At 58.2% G+C, this 24,001-nt stretch carries 22 protein-coding genes and 6 pseudogenes; 13 read left to right on the top strand and 15 right to left on the bottom strand.

The annotated features are described in order from the left end of the window. Positions 1-3: 3 nt before the first annotated feature. From GSQ77_RS27190 to GSQ77_RS27180, 3 genes are all read right to left on the bottom strand, one after another. Positions 4-1,545 carry an amidase gene (locus GSQ77_RS27190; protein WP_158906919.1) on the bottom strand — a complete coding sequence of 514 codons (1,542 nt, stop codon included), beginning with the start codon at positions 1,543-1,545 and terminating at the stop codon, positions 4-6. Positions 1,546-1,618: 73 nt separating this feature from the next. Beyond that, complete coding sequence (locus GSQ77_RS27185) at positions 1,619-2,353, bottom strand: SDR family oxidoreductase (protein WP_158906917.1); 735 nt, start codon at positions 2,351-2,353, stop codon at positions 1,619-1,621. A gap of 93 nt (positions 2,354-2,446) precedes the next feature. After that, positions 2,447-3,772 carry an MFS transporter gene (locus GSQ77_RS27180; RefSeq protein ID WP_158907071.1) on the bottom strand — a complete coding sequence of 442 codons (1,326 nt, stop codon included), beginning with the start codon at positions 3,770-3,772 and terminating at the stop codon, positions 2,447-2,449. 539 nt (positions 3,773-4,311) lie between these two features. Between GSQ77_RS27180 and GSQ77_RS29720 the strand changes: the two are divergent. The 4 genes and pseudogenes from GSQ77_RS29720 to GSQ77_RS27165 form a co-directional block, all read left to right on the top strand. After that, positions 4,312-4,497 (top strand): annotated as a pseudogene (locus tag GSQ77_RS29720) (LysR family transcriptional regulator); the annotation flags it as partial. A 116-nt stretch (positions 4,498-4,613) separates the two neighbouring features. Beyond that, positions 4,614-4,718, top strand: a pseudogene (locus GSQ77_RS29715) (hypothetical protein); the annotation flags it as partial. A 114-nt stretch (positions 4,719-4,832) separates the two neighbouring features. Next, a pseudogene (locus GSQ77_RS27170) lies at positions 4,833-5,168 on the top strand (YadA family autotransporter adhesin); the annotation flags it as partial. Positions 5,169-5,177: 9 nt separating this feature from the next. Further along, entirely contained in the window at positions 5,178-5,522 is a 345-nt protein-coding gene (locus GSQ77_RS27165) for a glycosyltransferase family 9 protein (protein WP_216854960.1), read from the top strand. Between the two features lie 63 nt (positions 5,523-5,585). Here GSQ77_RS27165 and GSQ77_RS27160 read toward each other — a convergent pair whose 3' ends face one another. The 4 genes from GSQ77_RS27160 to gcvA all read right to left on the bottom strand — a co-directional run bounded on the left by GSQ77_RS27160 (position 5,586) and on the right by gcvA (position 9,044). Next, the gene (locus tag GSQ77_RS27160) at positions 5,586-6,335 is read right to left on the bottom strand and encodes an alpha/beta fold hydrolase (RefSeq protein ID WP_158906913.1); all 750 of its coding nucleotides are present in this window, start codon (positions 6,333-6,335) and stop codon (positions 5,586-5,588) included. A 46-nt stretch (positions 6,336-6,381) separates the two neighbouring features. Further along, on the bottom strand, positions 6,382-7,236 hold the full coding sequence (locus tag GSQ77_RS27155) for a DMT family transporter (RefSeq protein WP_158906911.1): 855 nt from the start codon (positions 7,234-7,236) through the stop codon (positions 6,382-6,384). 67 nt (positions 7,237-7,303) lie between these two features. Further along, positions 7,304-7,840 carry a TetR/AcrR family transcriptional regulator gene (locus tag GSQ77_RS27150; protein ID WP_254067845.1) on the bottom strand — a complete coding sequence of 179 codons (537 nt, stop codon included), beginning with the start codon at positions 7,838-7,840 and terminating at the stop codon, positions 7,304-7,306. A 280-nt stretch (positions 7,841-8,120) separates the two neighbouring features. Next, positions 8,121-9,044, bottom strand: coding sequence for a transcriptional regulator GcvA (gene gcvA / locus GSQ77_RS27145; RefSeq protein WP_158906907.1), 924 nt, complete (start codon positions 9,042-9,044; stop codon positions 8,121-8,123). A 106-nt stretch (positions 9,045-9,150) separates the two neighbouring features. Here gcvA and GSQ77_RS27140 point away from each other — a divergent pair, with 106 nt between their 5' ends. The 3 genes and pseudogenes from GSQ77_RS27140 to GSQ77_RS27130 all read left to right on the top strand — a co-directional run. Next, positions 9,151-9,570 carry a VOC family protein gene (locus GSQ77_RS27140; RefSeq protein ID WP_158906905.1) on the top strand — a complete coding sequence of 140 codons (420 nt, stop codon included), beginning with the start codon at positions 9,151-9,153 and terminating at the stop codon, positions 9,568-9,570. 58 nt (positions 9,571-9,628) lie between these two features. Next, a complete protein-coding gene (locus GSQ77_RS27135; RefSeq protein WP_158906902.1) occupies positions 9,629-10,600 on the top strand; it encodes a carbon-nitrogen hydrolase family protein in 972 nt (323 codons plus the stop codon). Between the two features lie 295 nt (positions 10,601-10,895). Then, positions 10,896-11,105 (top strand): annotated as a pseudogene (locus GSQ77_RS27130) (ketopantoate reductase C-terminal domain-containing protein); the annotation flags it as partial. A gap of 205 nt (positions 11,106-11,310) precedes the next feature. On the opposite strand, the gene GSQ77_RS27125 reads toward GSQ77_RS27130, so the two are convergent. Continuing rightward, positions 11,311-12,240, bottom strand: coding sequence for a LysR substrate-binding domain-containing protein (locus GSQ77_RS27125; RefSeq protein WP_158906898.1), 930 nt, complete (start codon positions 12,238-12,240; stop codon positions 11,311-11,313). Positions 12,241-12,349: 109 nt separating this feature from the next. On the opposite strand from GSQ77_RS27125, the gene GSQ77_RS27120 reads away from it, so the two are divergent. The 5 genes and pseudogenes from GSQ77_RS27120 to GSQ77_RS29320 all read left to right on the top strand — a co-directional run bounded on the left by GSQ77_RS27120 (position 12,350) and on the right by GSQ77_RS29320 (position 16,940). Beyond that, complete coding sequence (locus GSQ77_RS27120; protein ID WP_158906895.1) at positions 12,350-13,522, top strand: acyl-CoA dehydrogenase family protein; 1,173 nt, start codon at positions 12,350-12,352, stop codon at positions 13,520-13,522. Between the two features lie 45 nt (positions 13,523-13,567). Then, positions 13,568-13,925, top strand: a pseudogene (locus tag GSQ77_RS29870) (electron transfer flavoprotein subunit alpha/FixB family protein); the annotation flags it as partial. 86 nt (positions 13,926-14,011) lie between these two features. Beyond that, positions 14,012-14,866 carry a MaoC family dehydratase N-terminal domain-containing protein gene (locus GSQ77_RS27110; RefSeq protein ID WP_158906893.1) on the top strand — a complete coding sequence of 285 codons (855 nt, stop codon included), beginning with the start codon at positions 14,012-14,014 and terminating at the stop codon, positions 14,864-14,866. 19 nt (positions 14,867-14,885) lie between these two features. Then, the gene (locus GSQ77_RS27105) at positions 14,886-16,082 is read left to right on the top strand and encodes a CaiB/BaiF CoA-transferase family protein (RefSeq protein ID WP_158906891.1); all 1,197 of its coding nucleotides are present in this window, start codon (positions 14,886-14,888) and stop codon (positions 16,080-16,082) included. A gap of 3 nt (positions 16,083-16,085) precedes the next feature. Beyond that, positions 16,086-16,940: a CoA ester lyase gene (locus GSQ77_RS29320; RefSeq protein WP_158906889.1), complete on the top strand. Its 855-nt coding sequence runs from the start codon at positions 16,086-16,088 to the stop codon at positions 16,938-16,940. Here GSQ77_RS29320 and GSQ77_RS29710 read toward each other — a convergent pair. From GSQ77_RS29710 to GSQ77_RS27075, 5 genes and pseudogenes are all read right to left on the bottom strand, one after another. Continuing rightward, positions 16,931-17,251 (bottom strand): annotated as a pseudogene (locus GSQ77_RS29710) (alpha/beta fold hydrolase); the annotation flags it as partial. The gene GSQ77_RS29320 and the pseudogene GSQ77_RS29710 sit on opposite strands and share 10 nt — an antisense overlap. Before the next feature lie 81 nt (positions 17,252-17,332). Beyond that, positions 17,333-18,208: an alpha/beta fold hydrolase gene (locus GSQ77_RS27090; RefSeq protein WP_158906887.1), complete on the bottom strand. Its 876-nt coding sequence runs from the start codon at positions 18,206-18,208 to the stop codon at positions 17,333-17,335. 2 nt (positions 18,209-18,210) lie between these two features. Then, the gene (locus GSQ77_RS27085; RefSeq protein WP_158906885.1) at positions 18,211-19,593 is read right to left on the bottom strand and encodes an aromatic acid/H+ symport family MFS transporter; all 1,383 of its coding nucleotides are present in this window, start codon (positions 19,591-19,593) and stop codon (positions 18,211-18,213) included. A gap of 28 nt (positions 19,594-19,621) precedes the next feature. Further along, positions 19,622-20,497, bottom strand: coding sequence for an alpha/beta fold hydrolase (locus GSQ77_RS27080; protein WP_158906883.1), 876 nt, complete (start codon positions 20,495-20,497; stop codon positions 19,622-19,624). A gap of 23 nt (positions 20,498-20,520) precedes the next feature. Next, entirely contained in the window at positions 20,521-21,342 is an 822-nt protein-coding gene (locus GSQ77_RS27075; RefSeq protein ID WP_158906881.1) for a sugar phosphate isomerase/epimerase, read from the bottom strand. A gap of 156 nt (positions 21,343-21,498) precedes the next feature. Here GSQ77_RS27075 and GSQ77_RS27070 point away from each other — a divergent pair, with 156 nt between their 5' ends. Beyond that, a complete protein-coding gene (locus GSQ77_RS27070; protein ID WP_254067844.1) occupies positions 21,499-22,311 on the top strand; it encodes an IclR family transcriptional regulator in 813 nt (270 codons plus the stop codon). 5 nt (positions 22,312-22,316) lie between these two features. Here the strand turns inward: GSQ77_RS27070 and GSQ77_RS27065 are convergent, their stop codons facing one another. Continuing rightward, entirely contained in the window at positions 22,317-23,114 is a 798-nt protein-coding gene (locus GSQ77_RS27065) for a sugar phosphate isomerase/epimerase (RefSeq protein ID WP_158906879.1), read from the bottom strand. Between the two features lie 11 nt (positions 23,115-23,125). After that, positions 23,126-23,998 carry a dioxygenase gene (locus GSQ77_RS27060; RefSeq protein ID WP_158906877.1) on the bottom strand — a complete coding sequence of 291 codons (873 nt, stop codon included), beginning with the start codon at positions 23,996-23,998 and terminating at the stop codon, positions 23,126-23,128. Positions 23,999-24,001: the final 3 nt, after the last annotated feature.

Genomic DNA, 24,001 nt, shown 5'->3' with positions numbered 1-24,001 from the left:
GGTCTAGGTGTGTGGATACCCCCGACGATGGCGCGTTGCGCTTTCATAGTCATATGCCATCGCGAGCAGTCCCGCTTCGTCCCATTGTCGTCCGACCAGAATTAGACCGAACGGGCAGCCGGACGCATAATAGCCGGCCGGCACGGTGACCCCCGGAAGACCTGCGATGTTGATTTCGCATACGGTCGTCTCGTGAAGGCTATCGGAGGAGTCGCGCGCTGGCAATTCGTCGCGCAATTGCGGGAACACCAGGGCATCGAGACTGTATCTTTCCATCACGCCGTTGAAGCACGCCAGATAGCTTTCGCGTAACTCGAAGAACGCCGCTACAGTCGAATTCGTGGTGGGATCCGCCAAAGCGGTCGCGAACCCGTCGAGACTATGCATAAAAGGCAGCACGCCGTCGGGTCCGAACGGATCTTCCTTTAACGCGACTGCGATGAATTCAGACCATGTTTTGATGGCGGCGTCGGGACCCATGCGTTCAAGATACTTTTGCATGTCGTACGGTAGGCATTGCATCCCACGTGCGTCGAAATGGTCTGTACCTGCTGCCGGGTGGCCCAGGTCCGCGAAGCCGCTATCGGCGAAGGGGTCGGCGATCAAGATCGCACCGCGGTCTTCCAGTTCGCCTTGCGCGCGAGCATAGTGGTGCTGCGTTTGCTCTGATAGAGCACGATTGCGCCATCCCGGACCATATAGACCCAGCCGCTTGCCACGAAGCGCGTGTATATCGAGCAGGCTGGTATAGCCGCCGCGGGGCCGCTTGCCGACAGCCGCCACCGTTTTCGGATCCGCTGCGTCATAGCCGGCCAGCACATCCAGAACCAAGGCTGCATCACGTACGGTCCGGGCGATGGGGCCAACGACGTCGCGCGTGCTGCCGGCTAACGGCATGACACCCGTGTTGGCAACAAGTGCGAAGGTGGGCTTGATCCCGACCAGGGCTTGCGCCGCCGCAGGGTTCTGAATCGAGCCGCCGGTTTCTTCGGCCAGACCGACCACGGCCATCTGTGTGGCCACAGCCGCTGCGGTGCCGGCACTGCTACCGCCCGGCATCAGCGTAGGTTCCACCGCGTTGAGCGTCGGGCCAGCCCAACTATTATTGGCATGTGTACCGGTTGCGCTTAAGATGGGTACGTTGGTCTTGCCCAGGATCACGCACCCAGCTTCGCGCATTCGACGCACGACGGGCGAGTCGGTTGCCGGCATTAAATCGACTCCGCCGGTCTTGCTGCAAAGAAGTGTCCATCCGCCCGTGCTCGGATATCCCGCCATATCCATCGTATCCTTGACGACGATGGGGATGCCCGCCAGCGGCCCGAGTTTTTCTCCACGATCCCTTCTCGCATCGATTGCTCGGGCTTCTTCAAGTGCTCCGTGATGCTCAAAGATGATGGCGTTATAGTAGGGATTGAGCGCCGCCACGCGCGCGAGATGTACCCGTGTCAGTTGCTCTGCGGTAAGGGTTTTCGCTGCGAAGCGGCGATTGATCTCGTCTATCGTCAATTCCGTCAAATCGTTTGCTTGTGTTTGGATATTCATAGAAATGTAAAGTCGAATGGGCCAACGCGATAGTCAGTTTCACAGCGAACTTCGCAACAAAGGTGGTCGGACGTTAGCTGGATTGAGCTGTGGGACGAATGACAATTTCGTTCACGTCGACCTCGCTCGGTTGTTCGATTGCGTAGGCGATAGCACGGGCAATGACATCGGCGCCGATGGCAATTTCATAAGCGCTCTTTGAATCGCTGACCCATTGAGCATGGGTGATGTGGTCCGGTAGTTCGGTGCTGACCAAGCCAGGGGAGATCAGCGTTGAGCGCAGTTTGGGGCCGGCTTCTTGGCGAAATCCTTCGGAGATGGCTCGCACGGCGTGTTTGGTCGCGCAGTAGACTGTGGCACCGGCGCGTACGCGATGTCCTGCAATCGATGCCACGTTGATGATATGGCCGTGGTCCTGGAGACGCATCACAGGCAGCGCGGCGCCTATGCCATGGAGCACGCCCTTGATGTTGACATCCACCATGCGATCCCATTCATCGGGGTCGGTCTCGTCCAGAGGACCGAGCAGCATGATGCCGGCATTGTTCACCAGTACGTCGAGCTTGCCAGTACGCTGCACCACGGCGGCGATGAAGGCGTCCATGCTGCTTCGACTGGTGACGTCGAGGGCGTGAGCATGGGCTTTGCCGCCGGCGCCCACAATCTCGGCGGCGATTTGCTCAAGTTTGTCGATGCGGCGTGCCCCTAAAAAGACCGTCGCCCCCGATTTTGCGAGCAGGCGTGCGCTCGCTTCGCCTATGCCGCTGCTGGCGCCTGTAATGGCGATGACTTTCTCTACTGCATTCATGGATCTTTCCTTCTTCACTTCAGTTCATGCGGGTCACGCCGCGGCGGATGAAGTGCATCCGTCCAGGACGTGCGTATCGATGTGGCCACAGAATTAACCTTCGCTCGAAAGGGCGGAGCGAAGAGGGGGCGTGTTTCTGACATGCGGAAATTTATTCGCAACAAGCAGGATTGCGCCCAGAGCGGTAATCCCCACCATGACATAGAGCCCCGCGTCGATCGTGCCCGTAGCGGTATGAGCCCAACCGATGATCGTGGGGCTGAAAAAGCCGCCGAATGAACCTATGGTATTGATCAATGCAATCCCCCCGGCTGCCGCACTGCCTTTCAAGTATTCGGAGGGTATCGCCCAGAACACCGTATAGGCGCACCAGATCATGGCGGTTGCGATTGACATAAAGATCAGCGACAAGGCCAGATGGCCCGTGCTGTAGGTTGCTGCTGCGAGGGCCAAGGCCCCTATGACCGCAGCCACCGCGCTGTGGTAGCGCCGCTCGCCTAGACGGTCTGAGCGGCGGCCGATCAGAAACATCGCGATAGCCGCGGCGATATACGGGATCATCGAGTAAAAGCCGATTTCCATCGTGTCAGTAACGCCATCCAACTTGATGATCGCCGGCAACCAAAAGCTCACTGTGAATATCCCGCAGATAAGGCAGAAATAGCTTATTGCCATCAAGTAGATGCGCGGATCCCGGACGACTTGCGAAAACACATGATGCCGTTGCGATGGGACCGATAACTCGGCCTCGATCAGTGCTCTTTCTTCTGCGTTTAGCCACTTGGCCTCGGCTGGCCGGTCGGACAGAACCACCAGCGACAAGAACCCTAGGATCACGCAGGGTAAGCCTTCCGCGAGGAACATCCATTGCCATCCAGGCAGACCACCACTGCCGTTGAAGCGAGTCATCAGCCATGTGGATGCAGGGCCGCCGACGATCCCGGCGATGGGGCCGGCCAGCATCACGATCGCGATGACCTGTGCCATACGTTTGGGACCGTACCAATAGCCGAGGTAAAAGATCATCCCCGGGGCGAAGCCCGCCTCGAAGACGCCGAGTAGGAACCGCGTGACATAGAAAGATGTTGAGTTATGAACAAACATCATGCTGGCGGAAACCAAGCCCCAGAGAATCATCACGCGACTGATGGTCTTGCGCGCGCCTATTCGCGGCATCAGTAGATTGCTTGGAATCTCGAAAAGGACGTAGCCAAGAAAGAAAATGCCGGCGCCTAGACCGTATACCGCGTCAGAGAAATGTAAGTCGCTTTGCATTTGCAATTTGGCGAATCCGACATTGATTTTGTCGAGATTCGCGAGCGTGTAACAGATCAACAGAAAGGGCAAGATTCGCCAATCCAGTTTCGAATGCAGTGTGTGCGCATTCGACTTTGTCATGTCTTTTTTAACAACCGACATATCGCCCTCCAGATAAAGTGAGCCCATGGTGTCTTCGCAAAATTTGCGCGGCAAGATCAAAATTCGCTGCCCTGGGGTGCTTTTTGAGCAACACTTCGTCGGCTGCTTCGCGGTGGGAATCATCGACCGGTGTTGACGTCGACCTTCCCATATGATCGATGTGCTTCTTCTTACGGAGGAGCTAACTCAGCTTGAAAATCGATACTATTAGTACGGTTCGCCACCACCGCCATGACGAGACGGTGAACTTTTACCGGGACTAACAGATGACGACATCCTCCACGAAGGGCGCACGGCGCCATCCATTTGATGAGCGAGACAGATGCGACAACCGTGTCCGTGCGGCGCAAAGGGGGATGGACGTCTCGAAAGAGGGCGCTGTCGGCTATCAAGGGCTGAGGACGCGATGAATTCAAACCGGCTCGATTGTTACGCCGTGTTGCGCGAAAGCGCCGTTATTTACAGTCCGTCAAACCGAAGCGTGATTAGGCTTCTTAGTATTAGGTTGAAGTCTGGCCAAAATATAAAGCTCGCGCGACATGTATAACAAGACAATGAAAATTAAACAGCTTCGTCTGTTCGTTGCTGTTGTTGAATCAAAAAGTATTCACCGGGCAGCATCCATGCTCGGTATTTCTCAACCGGCTGTTTCCATGGCCATACGCGAACTGGAAACGATTTACGGCGGATCACTGTTAATACGCAAGACTAAGGGCGTGGAAGTCACGACACTTGGCGCTTTATTGCATCGTCGAGGTCGTGCAATTCCGGCAGACCTGGATCGAGTGGGCGAAGAAATGGCGCGCTTACAGAGCGAAAGGGGGGGGCGGTTTCTATCGCTGTGTCTTCCGTCATTGCCTGTACAGTTCTTCCTGACGTGTTGCTGCGGTTTCGCGAGAAGATGCCAAATGTACAAGTGAGGGTAAGCGAGGTCTGGGGGAGAGATGCTCTAATTGGTGGACTGGTAGAAGGAGAATTTGATTTTGCAATGGTACTTACTGCACCTTATTTTTATCCGCTTTCTGACGACATCGAGATACTAGTTGAGATAAATATACCTCTAATCAACCGGTCCGGTTCGTCGGCAGTGGGCGCCAACGCGGTAGCGTCGGCGCCAAATTCAGTGGCGCCCGGCGCGGGCTCGGTAGCGAGCGAGGCGAACTCGGTATCGGTGGGCTCGCCGGGCAATGAGCGCACCATCACCAACGTGGCGCCAGGCGTAAATCCTTCCGATGCGGTCAATATGTCGCGGCTGAACAGCGTGCAGGATTCTGTGAACTCAGTCGCGCGTACCGCCTACTCCGGTATCGCCGCCGCTACTGCGTTGACCATGATTCCTGAGGTTGATCAAGGCAAGACCCTCTCGGTCGGAATTGGTATGGGGAGCTATCAAGGTTAGCAAGCCATGCGCAACGAGGGCTTGCGCGTGATCGATCATTCCGGTGAATTGAGTCCGTTCGATGACACGGCTGCCTTGCTCCAGAGCGTGGATCTGGTGATCACTGTGTGTACGTCGGCGGCACATCTGGCCGGTTCACTCGATGTGCCGACATGGGTATTACTGGATGTGAACCCACATTGGGTCTGGATGACCGAGCGCAGCGATAGTCCGTGGTATCCCTCCATTCGCCTGTATCGGCAACAAAAACATGGTCAATGGGCTCCGGTTTTGGAACAGATCGCACGGGATCTTGAAGCCGTCACTGAGCATCGGCCGGGACTCGTTAAATTTTCGCCAAAAATTATTTAAATAATTGATCGAAGGAAGGTCTGCACAACCTGCTTTCTGCACGTTGACGGTTTGCGACCCACGTTACAGACGCGCTGGAAACATGCTGGTACCTTGATCGCCGAGGGGGCCAGGTGCTTCTTCCAGCAATAGCGACGTTAGCTCATCAGGACTATCGAGCATGACGTTATGGCCCGACGCCACTGTACGCACCTTCCACCGGGGATCGTCTTTCAGCCGCGCATGGGTAGAGACAAACCAATCCCCACCATTGGCTGTCGCGAACACGTAGGTACGGTTAGCGACGGGAACCGATTCCGCACCGACTCGCACGGCTTGTACAAAGGACGCTAGCGGTTGTGGCACGCACATCGCGTCAACCCAGGGAGCATCTGCGACATTCACGTTAAATACGGCAGATGGAATCGGCGGGATCATCCCCTCGTTCCCGCTTGCCTGCTCCAGAACGGCAAGTGACATTCCCGCTCCGGTGATGCCCAGTAGGGATTGCCCCTTTGCAGGCGCGTAGGCATCGAGGTAGAAAAGCGTGCGAATACGATTACCGATTTCTCCTGCCACCCCGGTGATCACCAATCCTCCATACGAATGGCCGCAGAGGATCACATCGGTAAGGTCTTCGTATTTGAAAACGTTGACGATATCCTGGATGTGCGTATCCAGGTTGATCGCGTGATTCGCCAGGTGGGAACGCTCCCCTAGCCCGGTCAGTGTCGGAGTGTAAACCTCGTGGCCAGCCTTTCGAAGCATGCGCGCAACCCGCGCATAGATCCAGCCGCCCTGGAAGGCTCCATGCACCAGAACATATGTCGCCATCAGTGTTTCTCTTTTCGTTGAAGATTAAAAAAATTCGATACGCCGCTCAAGCCGCTTGGGCTACCGGTCTATGCTGTGTAACAGCGACGCCGCCGAGGGCGACCAGCCCCCCGACGACTAGCATCGGCGTCAGTCGATCACCGAGGAACAATACGCTCGACATTGTCGCGAACACCGGCATCAGCAGACCGAATGGCGCAATGCGGCCCATCGAGCAGCGGGCAATGAGCCAGAACCACAAACCAAACCCGACGATCCCGCCGATCAGCACGGTATAGACGAGCGCCAGCCATCCATATGCATCTGCCGTTGCAAAGGATGCTAATTGGCCGCGTTCGAGTACGAACGAGGCGATCATTACCTGGGGCACCGTAAATAGTGACATCCATGCCACCAACATCAATGAGTCGAACGGGCCGTAGCGCTTGGTCAGGACATTGCCGACCGCATAGGCGAAAGCCGCCGCGGCGACAAGCACGGCAGCAATGGCGTTCACCGATATGCCGCCTGAAGCCGCGACAACGCCGATGAAAGCAAGCAATACGCCGGCTGCAGTGCGCAACGATGGTCGTTCTCCCAACATTGGCCACGACAGGAGAATGATGAAAGGCGTGGCAAGTTGATAAGCAACAGCCGTAACGGTTCCCGTCCCGAGCCCAAGGCCGATATAGAACAAACCGAAGTTCAGGGCGCTGAGAAATACGGATATCGCCAGGATCGGGCCTAGCTGCTTACGCATGGGTCTGGCGACGAATGGAATGAGCAGCAGTGCGATAGCCAGAAAACGTAGCCCAAGAAAGAAGAGCGGCGGAAACTCCGCAAGGCCGAGCTTGATGGCCACGAACTGATAGCCCCAGAGCAAGGGGACAAGCACAGCACAAACGATCTGAATCGGGGACATTAAATACCTTCAAGACCATTCGGTCCATAAATAAGCGTGCTAAAACAGATCGGTGTCGTTTAACGTCTTAGCCCGTGAGCCGGTCCAGGAGCGTTTCAACCATAGCCTGCGTCGTGGCGCGAGCCGGAGAGGTCTTGCCTACCACCCTCAGACCCTCGACAAGGCAGACCAGCAAGTGCGCGGTACTTGCTGGTTCGACGGCTTCGGCCAACTCCCCAGCTTCCTGCGCGCGTGTCAACGCGGCAGTCAGTCGCGCCTCCAATATCCGGAAGAATTTGGCGATTCGATAATTTACTTCGCTATCCTGAGCGGATAGTTCCATCGCCGTCGCCACGACCAAACAGCCGCGTTTACCGTTGATGCCGCTCGTGCGATCGACATACCCCGCGAGAAAGGCACGCAGACCCGCCAGCGCGCTCCTTTGCGAATCGAGTTCGGCATCGAGTCGAGCCAGTGCGTCTTCGATATAGCGGTCGAGGGCACGTAGAAAAAGCCCATGCTTGTCTCCAAACGCGGCATAGAGGCTGCCCCGCGAAAGCCTTGTCGCCTCCAGAAGATCAGGAAGCGACGTGCCGTGATAGCCGCTCGACCAGAAGACGTCCATCGCTCGCTTGATAGCGGCGTCAATATCGAAGCTTCGAGGGCGACCACGCGGCGAGGGGACAGAAGTGTGTTGTGCCATCTAGCAAATTCTAGACCAATTGGTCTTTAAATTCAAGCCCGACTCGTGGCAAAGGACCTCACATGCCTAATGAAAGGCTACAAAAGTCCAGGCGTTAGGTGCCTTGCCTTGCGTCCTCGGTGCCAACACATTGCCCAGGCGTTCGGCACTGCCGGCCACTAGTGCCCTCACCAAACCCGGCTCGGTACGTTTGAACATGATTCTACTGACGTTTTGAATCCATCAACTGCGCTTCTTCCAGCAACCATTCCTTCACTAGGCGAATCTTGCGTGTACGCCCCGCACCTGGCGCATGCGCGATGTAATACGCCTGCTCATTGCGCAACGTCTTTTCATATGGCTGTACCAGCCGCCCGGATGCCAGCTCATCTGCAGCAAAAAATTGCGGCAGCAGGGCCACACCCATCCCTGCTGCAGTCGCTTCGATCAGCATGAAGAAATGTTCGAATCCAGGTGATTGACTAAGATCGGGTGGCGGCAGGTTGTTGGCGGCGAAGTATTGTCCCCACGCACCGGCGCGAGTGCTGTGCTGCAATAGCCGATGCGCCGCCAGATCGGCCGGTGCGCGCAGGGGTGGTCCGCGCTGCAGCAGCGATGGCGCACAGAACACTGCGACATCTTCATGCATGAATAGCGTCGCCTCGGTATTTGGCCATTGGCCCAAGCCGTAGCGCACGCCAATATCGATTGGTTCGGTCGAAAAATTAACCAGACGTTCGTTGGTCGTGATGTCAATTAGGATGTCGGGATGGCGTTGTTGAAACCGGGCCAGGCGCGGCACCAGCCAACGCATCGCGAATGTCGGCAACACGCTGATCGACAGAACCCCGCCGCCATCCATATGCTTGATCGAGCGCGTTGCCGCAGCGATACGGTCGAGCGCTTCCAGAATGTGGGGGTGATAAGCCGCGCCAGCGGGCGTCAATGCCAGATTGCGCCCCATGCGTAGAAAAAGGGCGACACCGAGTTCGGATTCCAGCGTCTGCACCATGCGGCTGACCGCCCCCTGCGTGACGCACAGTTCGCGCGCTGCGAGCGTAAAACTCAAATGGCGTGCCGCCGCATCGAAGCTGCGTACTGCATTAAGCGAAGGAAGGCGGCGGTCACCCGGGACTACCGTTGGCATGAGTTAATCTCATTCATGGTGCGTAATTATCGTTTGCAGGAACCTGCCTGGAGCAGTTTATCATAGGGTTCCTGCTGCCCAATTTGCTCCACGAAGGTACGTATTCATGAGAAAAATTAACCCATTCCATCTCGCCTTCCCGGTTGATGACCTGGACAAGGCACGGCATTTTTACGGCACCGTGCTGGGCTGCGCCGAAGGTAGGTCCAGTGAACAATGGATCGATTTCGACTTGTTCGGCCATCAAATCGTCACCCATCTCGCCCCGGAAAAAATCACGCAGCATCACAACGCGGTGGATGGCCACGACGTGCCGGTGCCTCACTTTGGCGTCTTGCTAGACTGGGATGAATTCCATGTTTTCGCCGAGCAGATCAAGGCGGCCGGCGTCGCATTCGTGATCGAGCCATACATTCGATTCAAGGGCCAGGCTGGGGAGCAGGCGACCATGTTTTTCCTGGACCCGGCCGGCAATGCCCTTGAGTTCAAATCGTTCTTCGATCCAGGCCAGTTGTTCGTAAAGTAACTCTCATGCACGAGCCGCGCGCGTCTTGTCGGCTCCGCCATTCACCGGAAGGAAATACATGTCGTCCACGTCTACCCAAAACCAGGATTTGCTGACCGTCGGCCTGGCCCAGATTGCGCCAGTCTGGTTGAACCGCGAAGCAACGCTTGTAAAAATAATCGACTACATCGGCCGCGCCGCCGAGCAGCAATGCCGCTTGGTCACATTCGGCGAAGCACTGTTGCCCGGCTATCCGTTCTGGCTGGAGCTGACCGATGGCGCGCGCTTCAATTCGTCGATCCAGAAAGATATCCATGCCTACTATCTCGAGCAGGCGGTGCAGATCGAAGCAGGGCATCTGGACGCCGTATGCGCAGCTGCGGCCAAGCATGGCATCGCGGTCATGCTGGGTTGCATTGAGCGGCCGCAGGATCGCGGCGGCTACAGCGTGTATTGCTCACGGGTGTATATCGGGCCGGACGGCGTGATCGGCTCGGTGCATCGCAAGCTGATGCCGACGTATGAAGAACGTCTGTCTTGGTCACCAGGCGACGGCCACGGATTGCGGGTACATGCGCTGGACTCCTTTACGGTGGGCGGGCTGAATTGCTATGAAAACTGGATGCCCTTGTCGCGAGCCGCACTCTATGCCCAAGGAGAAGATTTGCACGTTGCGCTATGGCCGGGCAATTTGCGCAATACCGAGGACATCACGCGTTTCATTTCAAAGGAAGGGCGCAGCTACACGATTTCCATATCGGCCCTGATGCGCCGCGAGGACTTTCCCGCCGATACCCCGCATCTGGACCGGATTCTCGCAGATTGTCCTGAGGTGCTGGCCAACGGCGGCTCGTGCATCGCCGCGCCCAATGGCGAATGGGTGATCCCGCCCTCGGTCGGCACGGAATGCTTGCTGGTGGCGACTTTGGATCGCAACGAAGTTCGACGCGAACGGCAGAATCTCGATCAGGCCGGGCATTATTCCCGGCCGGACGTAACGCGGCTGGTGGTGGACCGGCGCCGGCAAAATGTTGCGTCGTTTGAAGATTGATGCGGGCGGCGCGCTCATTGCAATTACGCAGGATTGCTCGCCTCACGTAAGATATATGTCTGCCCGTCGGACACAGAATTCCTCACGAAACAGCGGAGACACGCATGTCCACCAAGTTTCGCCACGCAGTATCGTTGAGTATCGGTAGTAGCCTGATCGTGTTCGGCAAGTTGTTTTCGGCATAGGAGAACACCGATGAATCGCTTCGTTACACTTTCCCGGTTCGCACTCGCATGCAGCAGCTCCCTACCTGTGCTTGCGGGCTGCCTCGATGATGTCAAGGCAGCTGGAGTGCTCCGAGCGCATCGAGAGCACGCGTAAGCTCGGCGCGTTCAAGACCTCAATGCTGCAGGATTTGGAAGCGTCGCGGTCGCTCGAGTTAATGCCCATCCTCGGGGTTTTTCCCGAACTCGGTCGTAAGCTCGGGGGGCCTAAGCCGTTCTGCGACGCCGTCCTGGACTTGCTTCGCCAGCGCGCGGTGAACAGCGTTCGTTCTAAACCGTGAGCGTTCGTACAGTGGCCGATGATCGGCGGCGAAGGCATCATTAGAAAGAACGCATCGGCTCGGGGCCTATCTTGCCTTCATTGATCGGGCCTTCGAAGTTAAAGGGTGGCCGAAGAGATCGGACTGTAGAACACACAGATGTGATCCTGTCCGGTATCGAAATGGATGTGCATGCCATCGCCGATTTGCGGTTGCAGAAGATTGTTTAACCCAACCAGTTCGCATCGGGCCACCGGCCTTGTTCGAATGTGCTCTTGACGCAGTCCAGCAGCGCAGCGACAACACAGCGCACGGGCGCTGTGGCCTGGCGACTGCTAGGCACCGCCAGCACGATGGTGCGCTGCAGGCCCGACGATGCCAGAGGTGCCGCACACAACAGGCCCTGTTCGACCTCCTGTGTGACACCCACGGCAGGAAGAATCGTCCAACCGTGACCTTGCACGACCAGCTCTTTCTGCACGCTCAGCGCGTTGGTTTCGGCAAAGACTCGCAACGTCACGCCGGCCTCGGTCGCCGCGTGTTCGATCATGGCGCGTAGGCCCTGCGGCGCGGCGGGCAGGACGAAAGGCTCACGCGCGACGCGCGACAACGCGACCGGGTGCGCGTGCGACAGTCCCGCGGCTGGATTGGCTACCACCCACAGGTTCTCCTCGAGGAGAGCCTTCACGTGCAGCGCGGGCGTTTGCTTTTGCCCGTAGAGCAGGGCGGCATCCAAGTCCCCCGCTTCGAGCCAGTCCTGTAGATGGCCTGCGTAGCCGATAGTCAGTCGCAGGCGGATGTGCGGATGTCGTCGCGCCACCTCGCCAGCCAGTAACGTGGCCAGCAGGTCCGAGGTGCTGGCCAACAGGCCAATGCTTACGATGCCAGAGACTGGCCCTTCGGTCGGCTGGATTTCAGCCTTGGCACGCGCCACCTCGTTGAGTATGCGACGCGCGTATTCAAGCATTGTTTTGCCCGATGGCGTGAGCAGCATGCCGTGACGGCTGCGGTCGAACAGCTCTGTACCCATGTCCTCTTCAAGCAGGCGCAGCTGACGCGACACTGCAGGCTGCACAAGATTTAGTAGGCTGGATGCACGGGTGACGTTGCCGGTTTCGGCCACAGTGACAAAGGCGCGCAGTTGCTTGAGATCCATCAGACACCTCGATACCGAAAACTGATGTTTGCATCAAATAATTCTATTATTCTCTAAAATCATTAAATATTACTATGAGTCAATTAAAGCAATTTAGGAAACTTCATTCATGAGCGCTTCCATTTTTTCTGCCCCCGATCAATATCAGGAGATCCGTGACGCGGTACGTAGCTTGTGCAATCAATTCCCGGCCGAATACCACCGGAAGATTGATGAAGAGCGCGGCTACCCCGAGGAATTCGTCAATGCTCTTACCAAGGCCGGTTGGCTAGCCGCGCTGATTCCGCAGGAATATGAGGGCTCGGGACTGTCAATGGCTGAAGCCTCGGTCATCATGGAAGAGATCAATCGCTCGGGCGGCAATTCGGGCGCTTGCCACGGTCAGATGTATGTAATGAATACCATCGTCTTTAGTGGCACGGAGGAGCAGAAGCAGCGCTATTTGCCCCGCATCGCTTTGGGCGAGCTGCGCGTGCAATCCATGGGCGTGACCGAGCCCACCACGGGTAGCGACACCACTAAGCTCAAGACTACGGCTGTGAAAAAAGACGGCCGCTGGGTCGTCAACGGGCAGAAGGTCTGGATCTCACGCGTGCAGCACAGCGACCTGCTGATCCTGCTCGCCCGCACGACGCCGCTCGAGCAGGTGCAAAAGAAGAGCGATGGCCTTTCGTGCTTCATCGTCGAACTCGACAAAGCCATCGGCAACGGGCTCACTGTGCGTCCCATTCTCAACATGGTCAACCACGAGACCAACGAGTTGTTTTTCGACAACCTGGAGCTCCCTGAGGATGCGCTGCTTGGCACCGAGGGCAAGGGCCTGAAAGTGATCTTTGACGGCCTGAACGCTGAGCGCACATTGATTGCTGCGGAGTGCATTGGCGACGGCTACTGGTTCCTCGAAAAGGCACGTGACTATGCGACCGAGCGTAATGTTTTTGGCCGCCCCATAGGTCAGAACCAGGGTATTCAGTTCCCGCTCGCTGAGTGCTTCATTGAACTCGAGGCCGCTAACCTCATGCGTTGGCGTGCCTGTCAGAAGATCGATGCGCGCCAGAACGCGGGGGTCGAAGCCAATATGGCCAAGTATTTGGCCGCTAAGGCCAGTTGGGAAACCGCTAACGCCTGCCTGCAGACGCATGGCGGCTTTGGTTTCGCTTGCGAATACGATGTGGAGCGCAAGTTCCGCGAAACGCGCCTGTACCAGGTCGCGCCCATCTCCACCAACATGATTCTTGGACATGTGGCCGAGCATGTGCTTCAACTTCCCCGGTCCTACTGATTTTTCAAAGGAATCCTGAATAATGAAAATTCTCGTAGCCCTAAAGCGATTGCCACTGTGCAAAGCACTGACAGCATTGCCGTCATCGCCTAGCGCACAACGGCCTTTGACGCTGCGAGCGCCACCGGCGGCAGCGCTGCAATCTGAAACCGTGTCAGCCGTGGCCGACACCGGTTACGCACCGAACGACTTGCAGGTGGGCCAGACGGGCAAGACCGTCGCGCCGCAGGTGTACATCGCCTGCGGTATCTCGGGTGCAATCCAGCATTTGGCCGGGATGAAGGATTCGAAGGTCATCGTAGCAATCAACAAGGACCCGGAGGCACCGATCTTCAGCGTGGCTGACTACGGACTTCAAGCCGATCTGTTCACGGCCGTGCCCGAACTGGTCAAGGCGCTGTAGTACCGGAAGCGATTGAAAAAGAGCGCCTCCAGCGCTAACTAAGTAAGCGCTGGAGGCGGTTGTCATCCTTTCTTGGGTAGAGCGCGATGCATACTAGTCTTGAAAGCCCAGCATCCTTCGAGGCGTGGGTCGGCCGCAGCGATGAGCGAACGGACTTGATCACGCAAGCACCTGTGCGCCTTATGCAAGCCACGCTGGACATAGCCGATGCCGGCGCGCTGCCTTCTCAACTGCCGCCGCTGTGGCATTGGCTGTACTTCTTGCCTAGTGAGCGACAGTCCAACATCGGCCCGGACGGCCACCCTACGCGCGGCGGTTTTCTGCCCCCCATTATGCTGCCGCGGCGTATGTGGGCCGGTGGGCAGCTGCAATTTCTGCGTCCGCTGGCGATGGGCGAACCGATACAGCGTATCTCCACGATCAAGAGCATACAGAGCAAGTCGGGGCGCAGCGGCGGGCTGGTATTTGTGACAGTGCTGCACCAAATTAGCGACGCCCAGGGAATCGCCATTCGCGAAGAGCAGAACATCGTCTACCGCGACGCGCCGGCGGCTGGCGCGCCTGCGCCTCAGCCTATTGCGGCGCCCGCCGACGAGCAGTTCTGCCACACCGTGCGGCCTGACCCGGTGCTGCTGATGCGCTATTCGGCGCTGACCTTCAACAGCCACCGCATCCACTACGACCGTCCCTATGCCATGCAGGAAGAGGGCTACCCTGGCCTCGTGGTGCATGGGCCGCTGATCGCCACACTGCTGATGGAAGAGCTGTGCCGTACTCATCCAGAAAAAGCCATCCGCAGCTTCGAATTCAAGGCCGTCAGCCCGCTGTTCGACACTGCGCCGTTCACGGTCAACGGCAAGCTCGAAGGCGGGGCGGCACGCCTGTGGGCGCGTGGTCCCGAGGGCCAACTGGCTATGCAGGCCAGCGCAGAAATTGAATAATACCGAGACGAGACAAGCCATGCCAGAATCAAACCGCAAGGGACCGCTCAGCGACCTCACTGTCATCACGCTGGAACACGCGATTGCTGCGCCGTTCTGCACACGTCAGCTCGCCGACCTTGGAGCGCGCGTCATCAAGGTCGAGCGTCCTGGCGTCGGCGATTTCGCGCGTGCCTACGACCATCGTACGCGTGGGCTGGCCTCGCACTTCGTCTGGACCAACCGCTCCAAGGAAAGCCTGACGCTAGACTTGAAGCAACCAGCGGCCCAGGAAGTACTAGGCGAATTGATCTCCCAGGCCGACGTGCTGGTGCAAAATCTCGCGCCCGGCGCGGCCGCACGGATGGGATTGGGGTTCGAGACGCTGCACCCGAAGCACAAAAGGCTCATCGTCTGCGACATCTCGGGCTACGGCGCCGACGGCCCCTATCGCGACAAAAAGGCCTACGACCTGCTGATCCAGAGCGAAGCGGCTTTTCTCTCGATCACGGGCACGCACGATGAGCCCAGCAAGGCGGGCAACTCGATCGCCGACATCGCGGCGGGCATGTATGCCTATACGGGCATTTTGAGTGCGCTGCTGCAGCGAAATATTAGCGGCGAAGGCTCGCATGTCGAGGTCTCCATGCTCGAAGCGCTTGGCGAATGGATGGGTTTTCCCATGTACTACGCGTATGACGGCCAGGAGCCACCTGGACGCCACGGCACAGCCCATGCCACCATCTATCCCTATGGTCCGTTCAAGGCGGGCGACGGCCGGGTGGTGATGCTAGGCCTGCAAAACGAGCGCGAGTGGAAGCTGTTCTGTGACATCGTGCTGTGCAGGCCTGAACTCGCGGTCGACCCGCGCTTTGACGCCAACGTTCGCCGCGTGGAAAACCGCGCAGCCTTAAAGGTAGTTATCGAGCAGACTTTTGCCAGCCTCATGGCGCAGGTTGTGACCGCGCGTCTCGATAAAGCTCAGATCGCTAACGCCGCGCTCAACCAGGTCGGCGATTTGTGGACGCATCCGCAACTGCACGCGCGGCAGCGTTTTAGCACAATCGGTTCACCCGCCGGTGAGCTCCAGGCAATGCTGCCGCCCGCTAACGTGAGCAGCTTCGATGTCCGCATGGATCCAGTGCCTGCGCTGGGCGGACACAGCGCGGCCATTCTGCGCGAACTGGGTCGCTCGGATGCTGACATCGAGAAGCTGCAAGCCGACGGAGTGACCTGAGCCATGTCCGCGACCGTTGGTATTTACGAGCGCCATGCGCGCAGCCTGCTATTCGTGCCGGCCACGAAGCCCGAACGCTTCGTCAAGGCGCTTGATTCGGGCGCAGATTGCATCATCATCGACCTTGAAGACGCGGTAGCCGAGGGCAGCAAGGACAGCGCGCGCGAGCAACTCGCGCAACATCTGCCGCGAATGACGCGCGCACAACTGGCACGCACTGTGGTCCGCGTGAACACCGTCGGCACCCTTTGGCACGAGGCTGACATCGCGCTGCTGCGTGGCTGGACTTCCCAAGGCGTGGCGGTGATGCTGCCCAAGGCTGAGGATGTCGGCGCGCTGCGCCGCATGGCAAAAACGCTCGGCGACGCGGCGCGCATCGTGGCATTGATCGAGTCGCTAACGGGCCTCGACGCGGCCGATGCGCTGGCTCGAGAGCCCCAGGTCGTGCGCCTAGCCTTCGGCCACCTGGATTTCCAGCTCGACTTGGGCATGCATGCAACAAGCGAGGAGCCTGAATTGGCATTTGCGCGCAATGCGCTTGTGGTCGCGTCGCGCCGCGCCAGGCTGCCCGCACCCATCGACGGCGTGACCACCGAAACAAGCAACGCTGAGCGTCTGGCAGCCGATGCGCGACGCGCGCGCGCGTTCGGCTTCGGCGGCAAGCTGTGCATACACCCGGCTCAAGTTGCGGAGGTGAACTATGCCTTCGGCCATACCGAGGCCGAGCAGGTCTGGGCACGCCGCGTGCTCGAAGAAGCGGCCAAGCACGGCGGCGAAGCCTTCAGTCTGGACGGCCGCATGGTCGATCTGCCCGTGATCCGCGCGGCCCAAGCGATTGTCGCAAGCGCACAAAAATAACCGCTTCCGGCGCCTAAATGGGCTGTGTAGGCCGAAGTTTGACTCGACGCCCGAGCTAACCTGTTAAAGCGCAGGGAGATTTTCGAACCGAAGGGGTCGGCTACTGGAAACAGGCAGAGATGCGTCACTGCCTGACGATAGTTGCAAGCAACCGCGAGCGCGACCATTGCACCGATATCGTGTCCGCATATCGCATAACGTTCGAAACCTAACACATGCATCATCTCGTGAATGTCGGCGGCCATGGTCGCGTTGTCGTAACCGCCCTGAGGACAGTCAGAATGGCCCGCACCTCGCAGGTCGGGCACAATGACGGTGTGACTTGATGTCTTCTACCTGAACGACCTTGTGTCGAAATCCGCGGCGTCCATATCTCATCCTTGCAGTGTTGACTAGGTAGTTTCGCTCGATATGAATTCGTTCACCGCTTTGGCGAATTCAACAGGCCGCTCTTCAGGAACGTAATGACCGCATTCGTCAATGATGATCTCCGACACGTTCGCCGCGACACGCCTAAGCGTTTTAGCGGATGCCGGTCCATAACCCCATTGCGCGCCGATACTCAATGCGGGCATCGAAAGCGGCGTCTTGCCCCAGATAACGTTGTCTTGCCGGTCGAGCGGCAAAGTCCTGTAATAACTAAAGGAGCAACGCAAGGCGCCTGGACGCGCGAGGGCCTGAGCATAGACGTTGACGTCGTCGTTGGTGATTGAATCGGGATCGAACACGCCAACAGTCTCCCGGCGCACGAAGTGATTCACGAAGAGAAACTCGCGGCCTTCGACGAGCGATTCTGATATGTCGCCGGCCATGTTGAAGCCGAAGTGCCAGCTTCCGCCGCGGGATACGTCCATCGCTTCTTCCTGTCCGAACGCAGGAAGACTGCTTTCAACGAACACGAAATGGCTGACCGCTTCCGGCCACTGAGCGGCGTACGCATACGCGACGTGACCGCCCAGATCGTGACCGACGATCGCCACCTTTTCTATACCCAGCGCTTCGACCAGTTCATGAAGCCAGCGCGCGATGGTCTTCTTGTCGAAGCCGAACTCGGGCTTCGAGGAATCGCCGAAGCCGGGGAGGTCGGGCGCGATTACATCGAACTGCTGACTCAGCAGAGGTATGACATGCCGCCACGCCCAGGATGTTTGCGGCCAACCATGCAGGAGTAGCACGGTTTGTTTCGCGCTGGCCGCCGTGCTGCGACGATAGGCTAGTCGTCCATCATGCAGACGATGAGAGCGAAACGAAATGTTTTCTTGGGTCATCGTTATTCTCGTGCAAAGGTGACGATATCTTCGATGCTCGACGCTGGCATGTCGGCAGACGCGACATCGGGCGCGAAGATGCTCTTGATGAAAACGGCGACCATGCCGATCGCCATCGGCACGCAAAGCGCGCCAAACACGGCATTGAAGCTCCAGCCTGTCGCAAGCAGTACGCCACCCATAGCCGCACCGCTGATGGCGCCGAACCGGCCTATCCCCTGTTCCCAGCTTGTACCCGTTGCGCGGACGGAAGTGGGATAAAAGCGCGCGGCCAAGGCGACATAGCCAACGTTCAGGCTGTTCATGCAATAACCCATCGCGCATACGAGCAGACTCGTGGCGATGAACGTGCGCTCGGTGGCCGCGATGCACAGCGCGCAAAGTCCGGCGGCGACATGCGTTGCACAGAGCACCTTGTGAGGCGAATAACGGTCCATGCACCAGCCGACCGCCAGCGAACCCAGTGCTCCCCCAGCCTGGCCAAGCGTCGCGATCAACGATGCGTCGCTCAGGCTCATGCCTGCATCCTTGATCATCAGCGGTAGCCAGCTATTGATGAGGTAGAGTGTAAAAAGCGTCGCGAACACGCCGATCCATAGACTCACGGTTCCGACGATATACCCGCGCCCAACGATGATCGCCACCTTGCCTCTACCGCTGCCCGCGATGTCGTCCGAGGTGCGGATGACCGTGTTGGCTAGCAGGACACCGGGCGCCAGTTTCTGCATGATGCGTTGAACCGCGAGCCTGTTGTCATGACGTGTTGCAAGAAATCGAATGGACTCCGGCAGCGCGAAAATCATCAGCAAGCCGACTGCGATCGGCAGTACGCCACCAGCGAAGAGAACGGCGCGCCAACCGGATAGTTCGATGAGGACGTTGCTCGCGACGCCGCCGATCGCGCCGCCGATTGCGAAGCCTGCATACACGAGCGTGATCATCAGATTGCGATGCCTTGCGGGCGCATACTCCGATACCAACGTTGCAGTGTTGGGCATGGATGCACCCAGACCGAGTCCCGTCAGAAACCGCAGCAGCGCCAGGGTCCATAGATCGTTCGAAAAGGACGAGGCAAGGCTGAAGATGCCGAACAAAAAAACCGATGAGACGATTACCGCTTTCCTGCCGAGCCGGTCGCCAATCGGGCCTGCTGTGAGCGCACCGACGGCGAGGCCGAAGAGCCCGCTCATGAAGACCGGCGACAGCGCAACGCGTGCGAGCTTCCAGTCGGCAACGAGAGCCGGCGCAACGAACCCCATGGCAGTGGTATCCATTCCATCAAGGATCAGCACCAGCAAACCCAATAGAACGACGCGGATCTGGAAGGCACACAACGGCCGGTGGTCCAGGAATGTCTTGATGTCGATTTTCGATTCGGCTTCCACGCTAAGTCTCCTTTATTTTTTAGTTTACTTACCTGCAAAACTGAAACATCGCGTCGATGAAGTGCCCCGGCTGCTCTTCGGCGACAAAATGCCCGGCGTCTGGAATCGATACGCTCGTCACGTTCGATGACACGGTGCCGAGCCGCTCACCGACCCGGCCAGCCCAGCGCTTTTCGCCGCCAATGGCGAGCACCGGGAGCTCTTCGGGAAGTCGTCCTGCATTGCGGTTGTCGATTGCGTCCTGGGGGAACTGGCGGTACATCTCCATGGCCGAGCGAAACGCACCCGGTTGTTTGTACGCCTCGACATACTCGCTGATGTCCGAGAGAGAGATCGAGCCCCGGCGGAATGTTTGCTGATTGATAAACGAGCTGATGTACACGTGCTCTCGGCCGCCTACGATCAAGGCTTCAGGTAGATCGCGGTTTTGGTGAAAGGCAAAATGCCAGACACGTGGATCCGCGATCACCTGATCCCAATCGCCGACACCTGGAATGGTCACATCGATGATCGTGAGCGAACGCGCCGGATAGCGGGTTGCGTAAGCGTAGGCAATCATCCCGCCGATATCGTGACCGACAATATGCGCGGGTGCTCCGTCCAGGCTCTCGACGAGAGCGTGGAGATCGGCGGCCATCTCGCGCTTCGTATATCCGCACGCGGGCTTGTCGGACAAGCCAACGCCCTTGAGGTCTGGCGCGACGACGGTATATCGCTCTCCCAGTTCGGCGATGACGCTATTCCAGCACCACCAGTTTTGCGGGAAGCCGTGAATGAGGAGCATCAGCGGCGCGGAACCCGGCGCCTTGCCACCGATCACATAGTGCAGGTTGACATCGTTCACGATTGCGGACCGATGCTCGAACGACGAGGGGATTTGGACAGCATCTTGAGAAAAACGCATGGAAGTAAGGTCCGTTAATTCGGTTAGTCGATAACGCTGCGTTTGAGCGCATCGGCTGACGCGCTTAAATCTTCCAGTGGCGACGAGGAAATGATCTCGAGAATTAAGGTTCCGGAGACTCCAGTTTCTCTCACTGCGCTCAGGATTTCATCGAAGCGCACCGTTCCAAGGCCGATGCGGTCATGGCGCCACTGGCTGCGTGTACCGTCGGAAAGGTGGAATTGCCCGATGCGATTGCCGGACCGCCTGATCGCGTCAGGCTGATCTTCTCCGACGAATTCAGCGTTCGAGACGTCGTAGGCGATCAGAAGCCTTTCATGAGCGAGCCCGTCGAGAAAGGCAAGCATTGCGTCAGTGGTCGGAATAGGCGTTTGGGGATGAAGCTCGATGAAGATTTTCTGATCGAGCCGCTCGGCAACCCGGAGAAGCTGCTCCAGGCTGTCCCTAAGCAACAACTCCGAATCCTTACTGGGCGGCGGGAACAGAGATGAAACCCTTCCGGGAACTACCACTACTGCACCCGCGCCGAGGTCGGAGGCGAGTTGCATGGTGCGAATGTACAGGTCGATGGAGTAGCGCCGGAATTCTTCGACGCGACTGACAAGGTTGAGATCGAGCGCCGGAAGATTGAGTGACTCGATGCGAATGCCTTCGTTTCTCAAGGTGCCTGCCAAGCCGGATCTCTCCGCTGCGGAAAGCTCATCGGGCCAGAGATGACCGGGGACGACCAGCACGTCGAAGTTGTTCAAGTCCAGCTTTTGCATCTTCCGCAATGCGGCGAGTGCTGTGTCTTGCCACATGAATGAGAAGGTGCTGCCTCCATAGCCTTGCGCGATTTTTTCCATGTTCTCCTCGCGTGTAAATGGTCGTTCATTGAAGTAATAGTTGTTAATCCGATTGTGAACGTGTTCTACTAAAGGAACAAGCGTTATCTGACAATTCTTGGCCGAACTGCTTGGCCGAAGCCCGGCCTGCTTGACATTTACCGGGCGAGATATACCATGTTCCCCCATATGAATAAGGACCAGAAGACCATGCGCGCGAACGATGTCGAGACGGCGAGTACCGTGAAGTCGGCTGATCGTACCCTCGACCTGCTTGAGCTTTTGGCTCAATGGGGTCGTGAAATGTCGCATGCGGAAATAGCCGCGGCGCTCGATATCCCAAAGAGCAGCTTGACCAAGCTCATTCGCAATCTCACGGACCGTGGCTACTTGCGCTTCGTGGCCGAAACCAAAGGCTACAAGCTTGGCGACGCCATTCTCAAGCTGGCGCAGCAATCAAATCAGAGGCGCAGCCTGATCGCCTGCGCGGAACCGGTTTTGCGCGACATCACGCAACAGACCGCGGAATCGTGCGCGCTCAATCAATTAAAGGGCGAGCAGGTCGAAGTCGTCGCCACGGTCATTAGTCAGCAACGCCTGCAATCGCACATGCGGCTTGGCGATCTCGCGCCGCTCTATGCTGTGTCCGGCGGCAAGGCGATTCTTGCTTATCTTCCCGACGCGATGCGTGAGGAATACATGCGCGCGGTCACGTTCCAGCGCTTCACGAAGAATACAATTTCCTCCAAGAAAGCCTTGCTCGCGGCGCTGGAAGACGTGCGCAAGAAAGGCTTTGCGCAGTCCTCGGAAGAGTACACGCCGGGCATCGTGGGCGTCGGGGCGCCCATCCTGTCGGCAAGCGGCTTTCCGCTCGGTTCGTTGAATCTCGCAATTCCAGCCGTGCGTTATTCGAAAGAGATTGGCGAGCGGGCAATCGCCATTCTTACGACTTCGGCGGCACGAATACAGCGCCAGTATTTGGCGGAGTGACGCGCTCAGGCGAGAAAGCGCTGCATCCTTTCCATGATCGTGCGCGCCTGTTCATCGAATGGACGGCCACGTAATTCTCGCGTCGGCGCTTCGACGGCAAGCGTCAGGTCGGCCGGCAGCTTCGCCAATAGTTCGTGCAATGGAAGTTCGCCTTCGCCGGGCAGCAGGCGCGCGGTGCGCGCTTCCGTGCGCCGCTCATCCACCGAAGCAGGCGAAGCGCGCGGGCCGTCGCATATCTGAATGTATTCGATAAGGCGTGTTTCTACATTACCGATGTCCTCCACGCTGGCGCCGGACCGAAACACTTGCAGTGTGTCGATCAGGATGCGCGCATTCGGCTGACGGCTTGCACGGATTAGCGAGAGCGCATCGTCTAGCGTGCCGACAGGGCAATAGGTGATCAGTTCGAGGCCGACGGTCATTTCGAAGCGTGCGGCGGCTTCGCACAGTGCGCTGAAGTTGTCGATGAGGCGAGCACGGTCGTCGTCGAAGCCCACGGCCAGCGCATGCTTCGCGCCAAGGCGATGCCCTGCCTCCAGGGCCGGAAGCAAGTCTTCAATACACGTACTGGCCTGTAACCAGATCGCTTCGATATCGAGCAGACGCACACCAGTCGCTTCCATTCGTGCCGACAGTTCCCGCATAAGAACGGGATCATGTGCCACGTCGATGATGGTATCCGCCGCAGTCGGCGCGACGACGCGCAATCCGTAGTAGTCGAATCCGCCAGCATGCGCGGCGTCGACGAGCTGCAGCGGGTGCGCGTCGAGCATGGTCAGGTGATGCAAGGAAAGCTTATGCACGAGTCCTTCCGCTAGCCTCTGGTTTTGTCTGGGAGAACGAACCGGTACGCGATCAACGACGTGCCTGATTCGACTTCGTGTCCGCCGGGGCTCACACGTCCCTCTATCCGTGAGAGCTTCGTGATCAGGGCATCCTTCACGCCAAAGACGACATCCGAGTCCAGATACGGATCGCCATCGATGAAGACATGCGTCACGATGGTCTCGAACCCCGGCGCGCTCAGTTTGAAATGTACATGCGCGGGACGAAAAGGATGCCGTCCTTGAGCGTCCAGCATTTTGCCCACGGGGCCGTCGTTCGGAATAGGGTAGGCAGCGGGCACGACGGATCGATACCAGAAGCGTCCGTTCATGTCGGTATGAAAGCGCGCACGCATGTCGAGTGCCGACTTGCCGGTGTCGCGCTGAACGTCGTAGAAGCCGCGATCGTCGGCGTGCCAGGTTTCGATCAACGCGCCCGTTATCGGAGCACCGCGCACATCTTCGATCGTACCTTCGACGATCAGCGCAGGGCCGCCGGACTCGTGGGAAATATCGGCGCCGAGCCGGAAGTCGCGTGCTTCCTCCACATAGAATGGACCGAGCACCGTGGTTTGCGTGGCCGCTTCATCGAAACGATGATTGATTGCATCCACGAGCATGGAGACACCCAGTGTGTCCGACAGCAGAATAAACTCCTGCCGCGTATCAGAGCACGTCTGGCCGGTTTCGGTGAGAAACGCGATGGCGCTCGCCCATTCCGCGTCACTGGGTTCGATCTCTTTCACAAAGGCATGCAGATGACGAACGAGCGCCTCGCTGATCTGGCGCGTGCGCGGGTCCGCGCAGCTGCTCAGCCTGTCGAGCACAGCCTGCGTGATGTTGTCTTCGTTGAAGTTTCGCATGGT

The sequence above is a fragment of the Burkholderia sp. L27(2015) genome, from assembly GCF_009765705.1.
Taxonomy (GTDB): Bacteria; Pseudomonadota; Gammaproteobacteria; order Burkholderiales; family Burkholderiaceae; genus LMUX01.
Note: the sequence above shows the minus strand (reverse complement) of the source record. Positions and strands in the feature narration are given on the sequence as shown.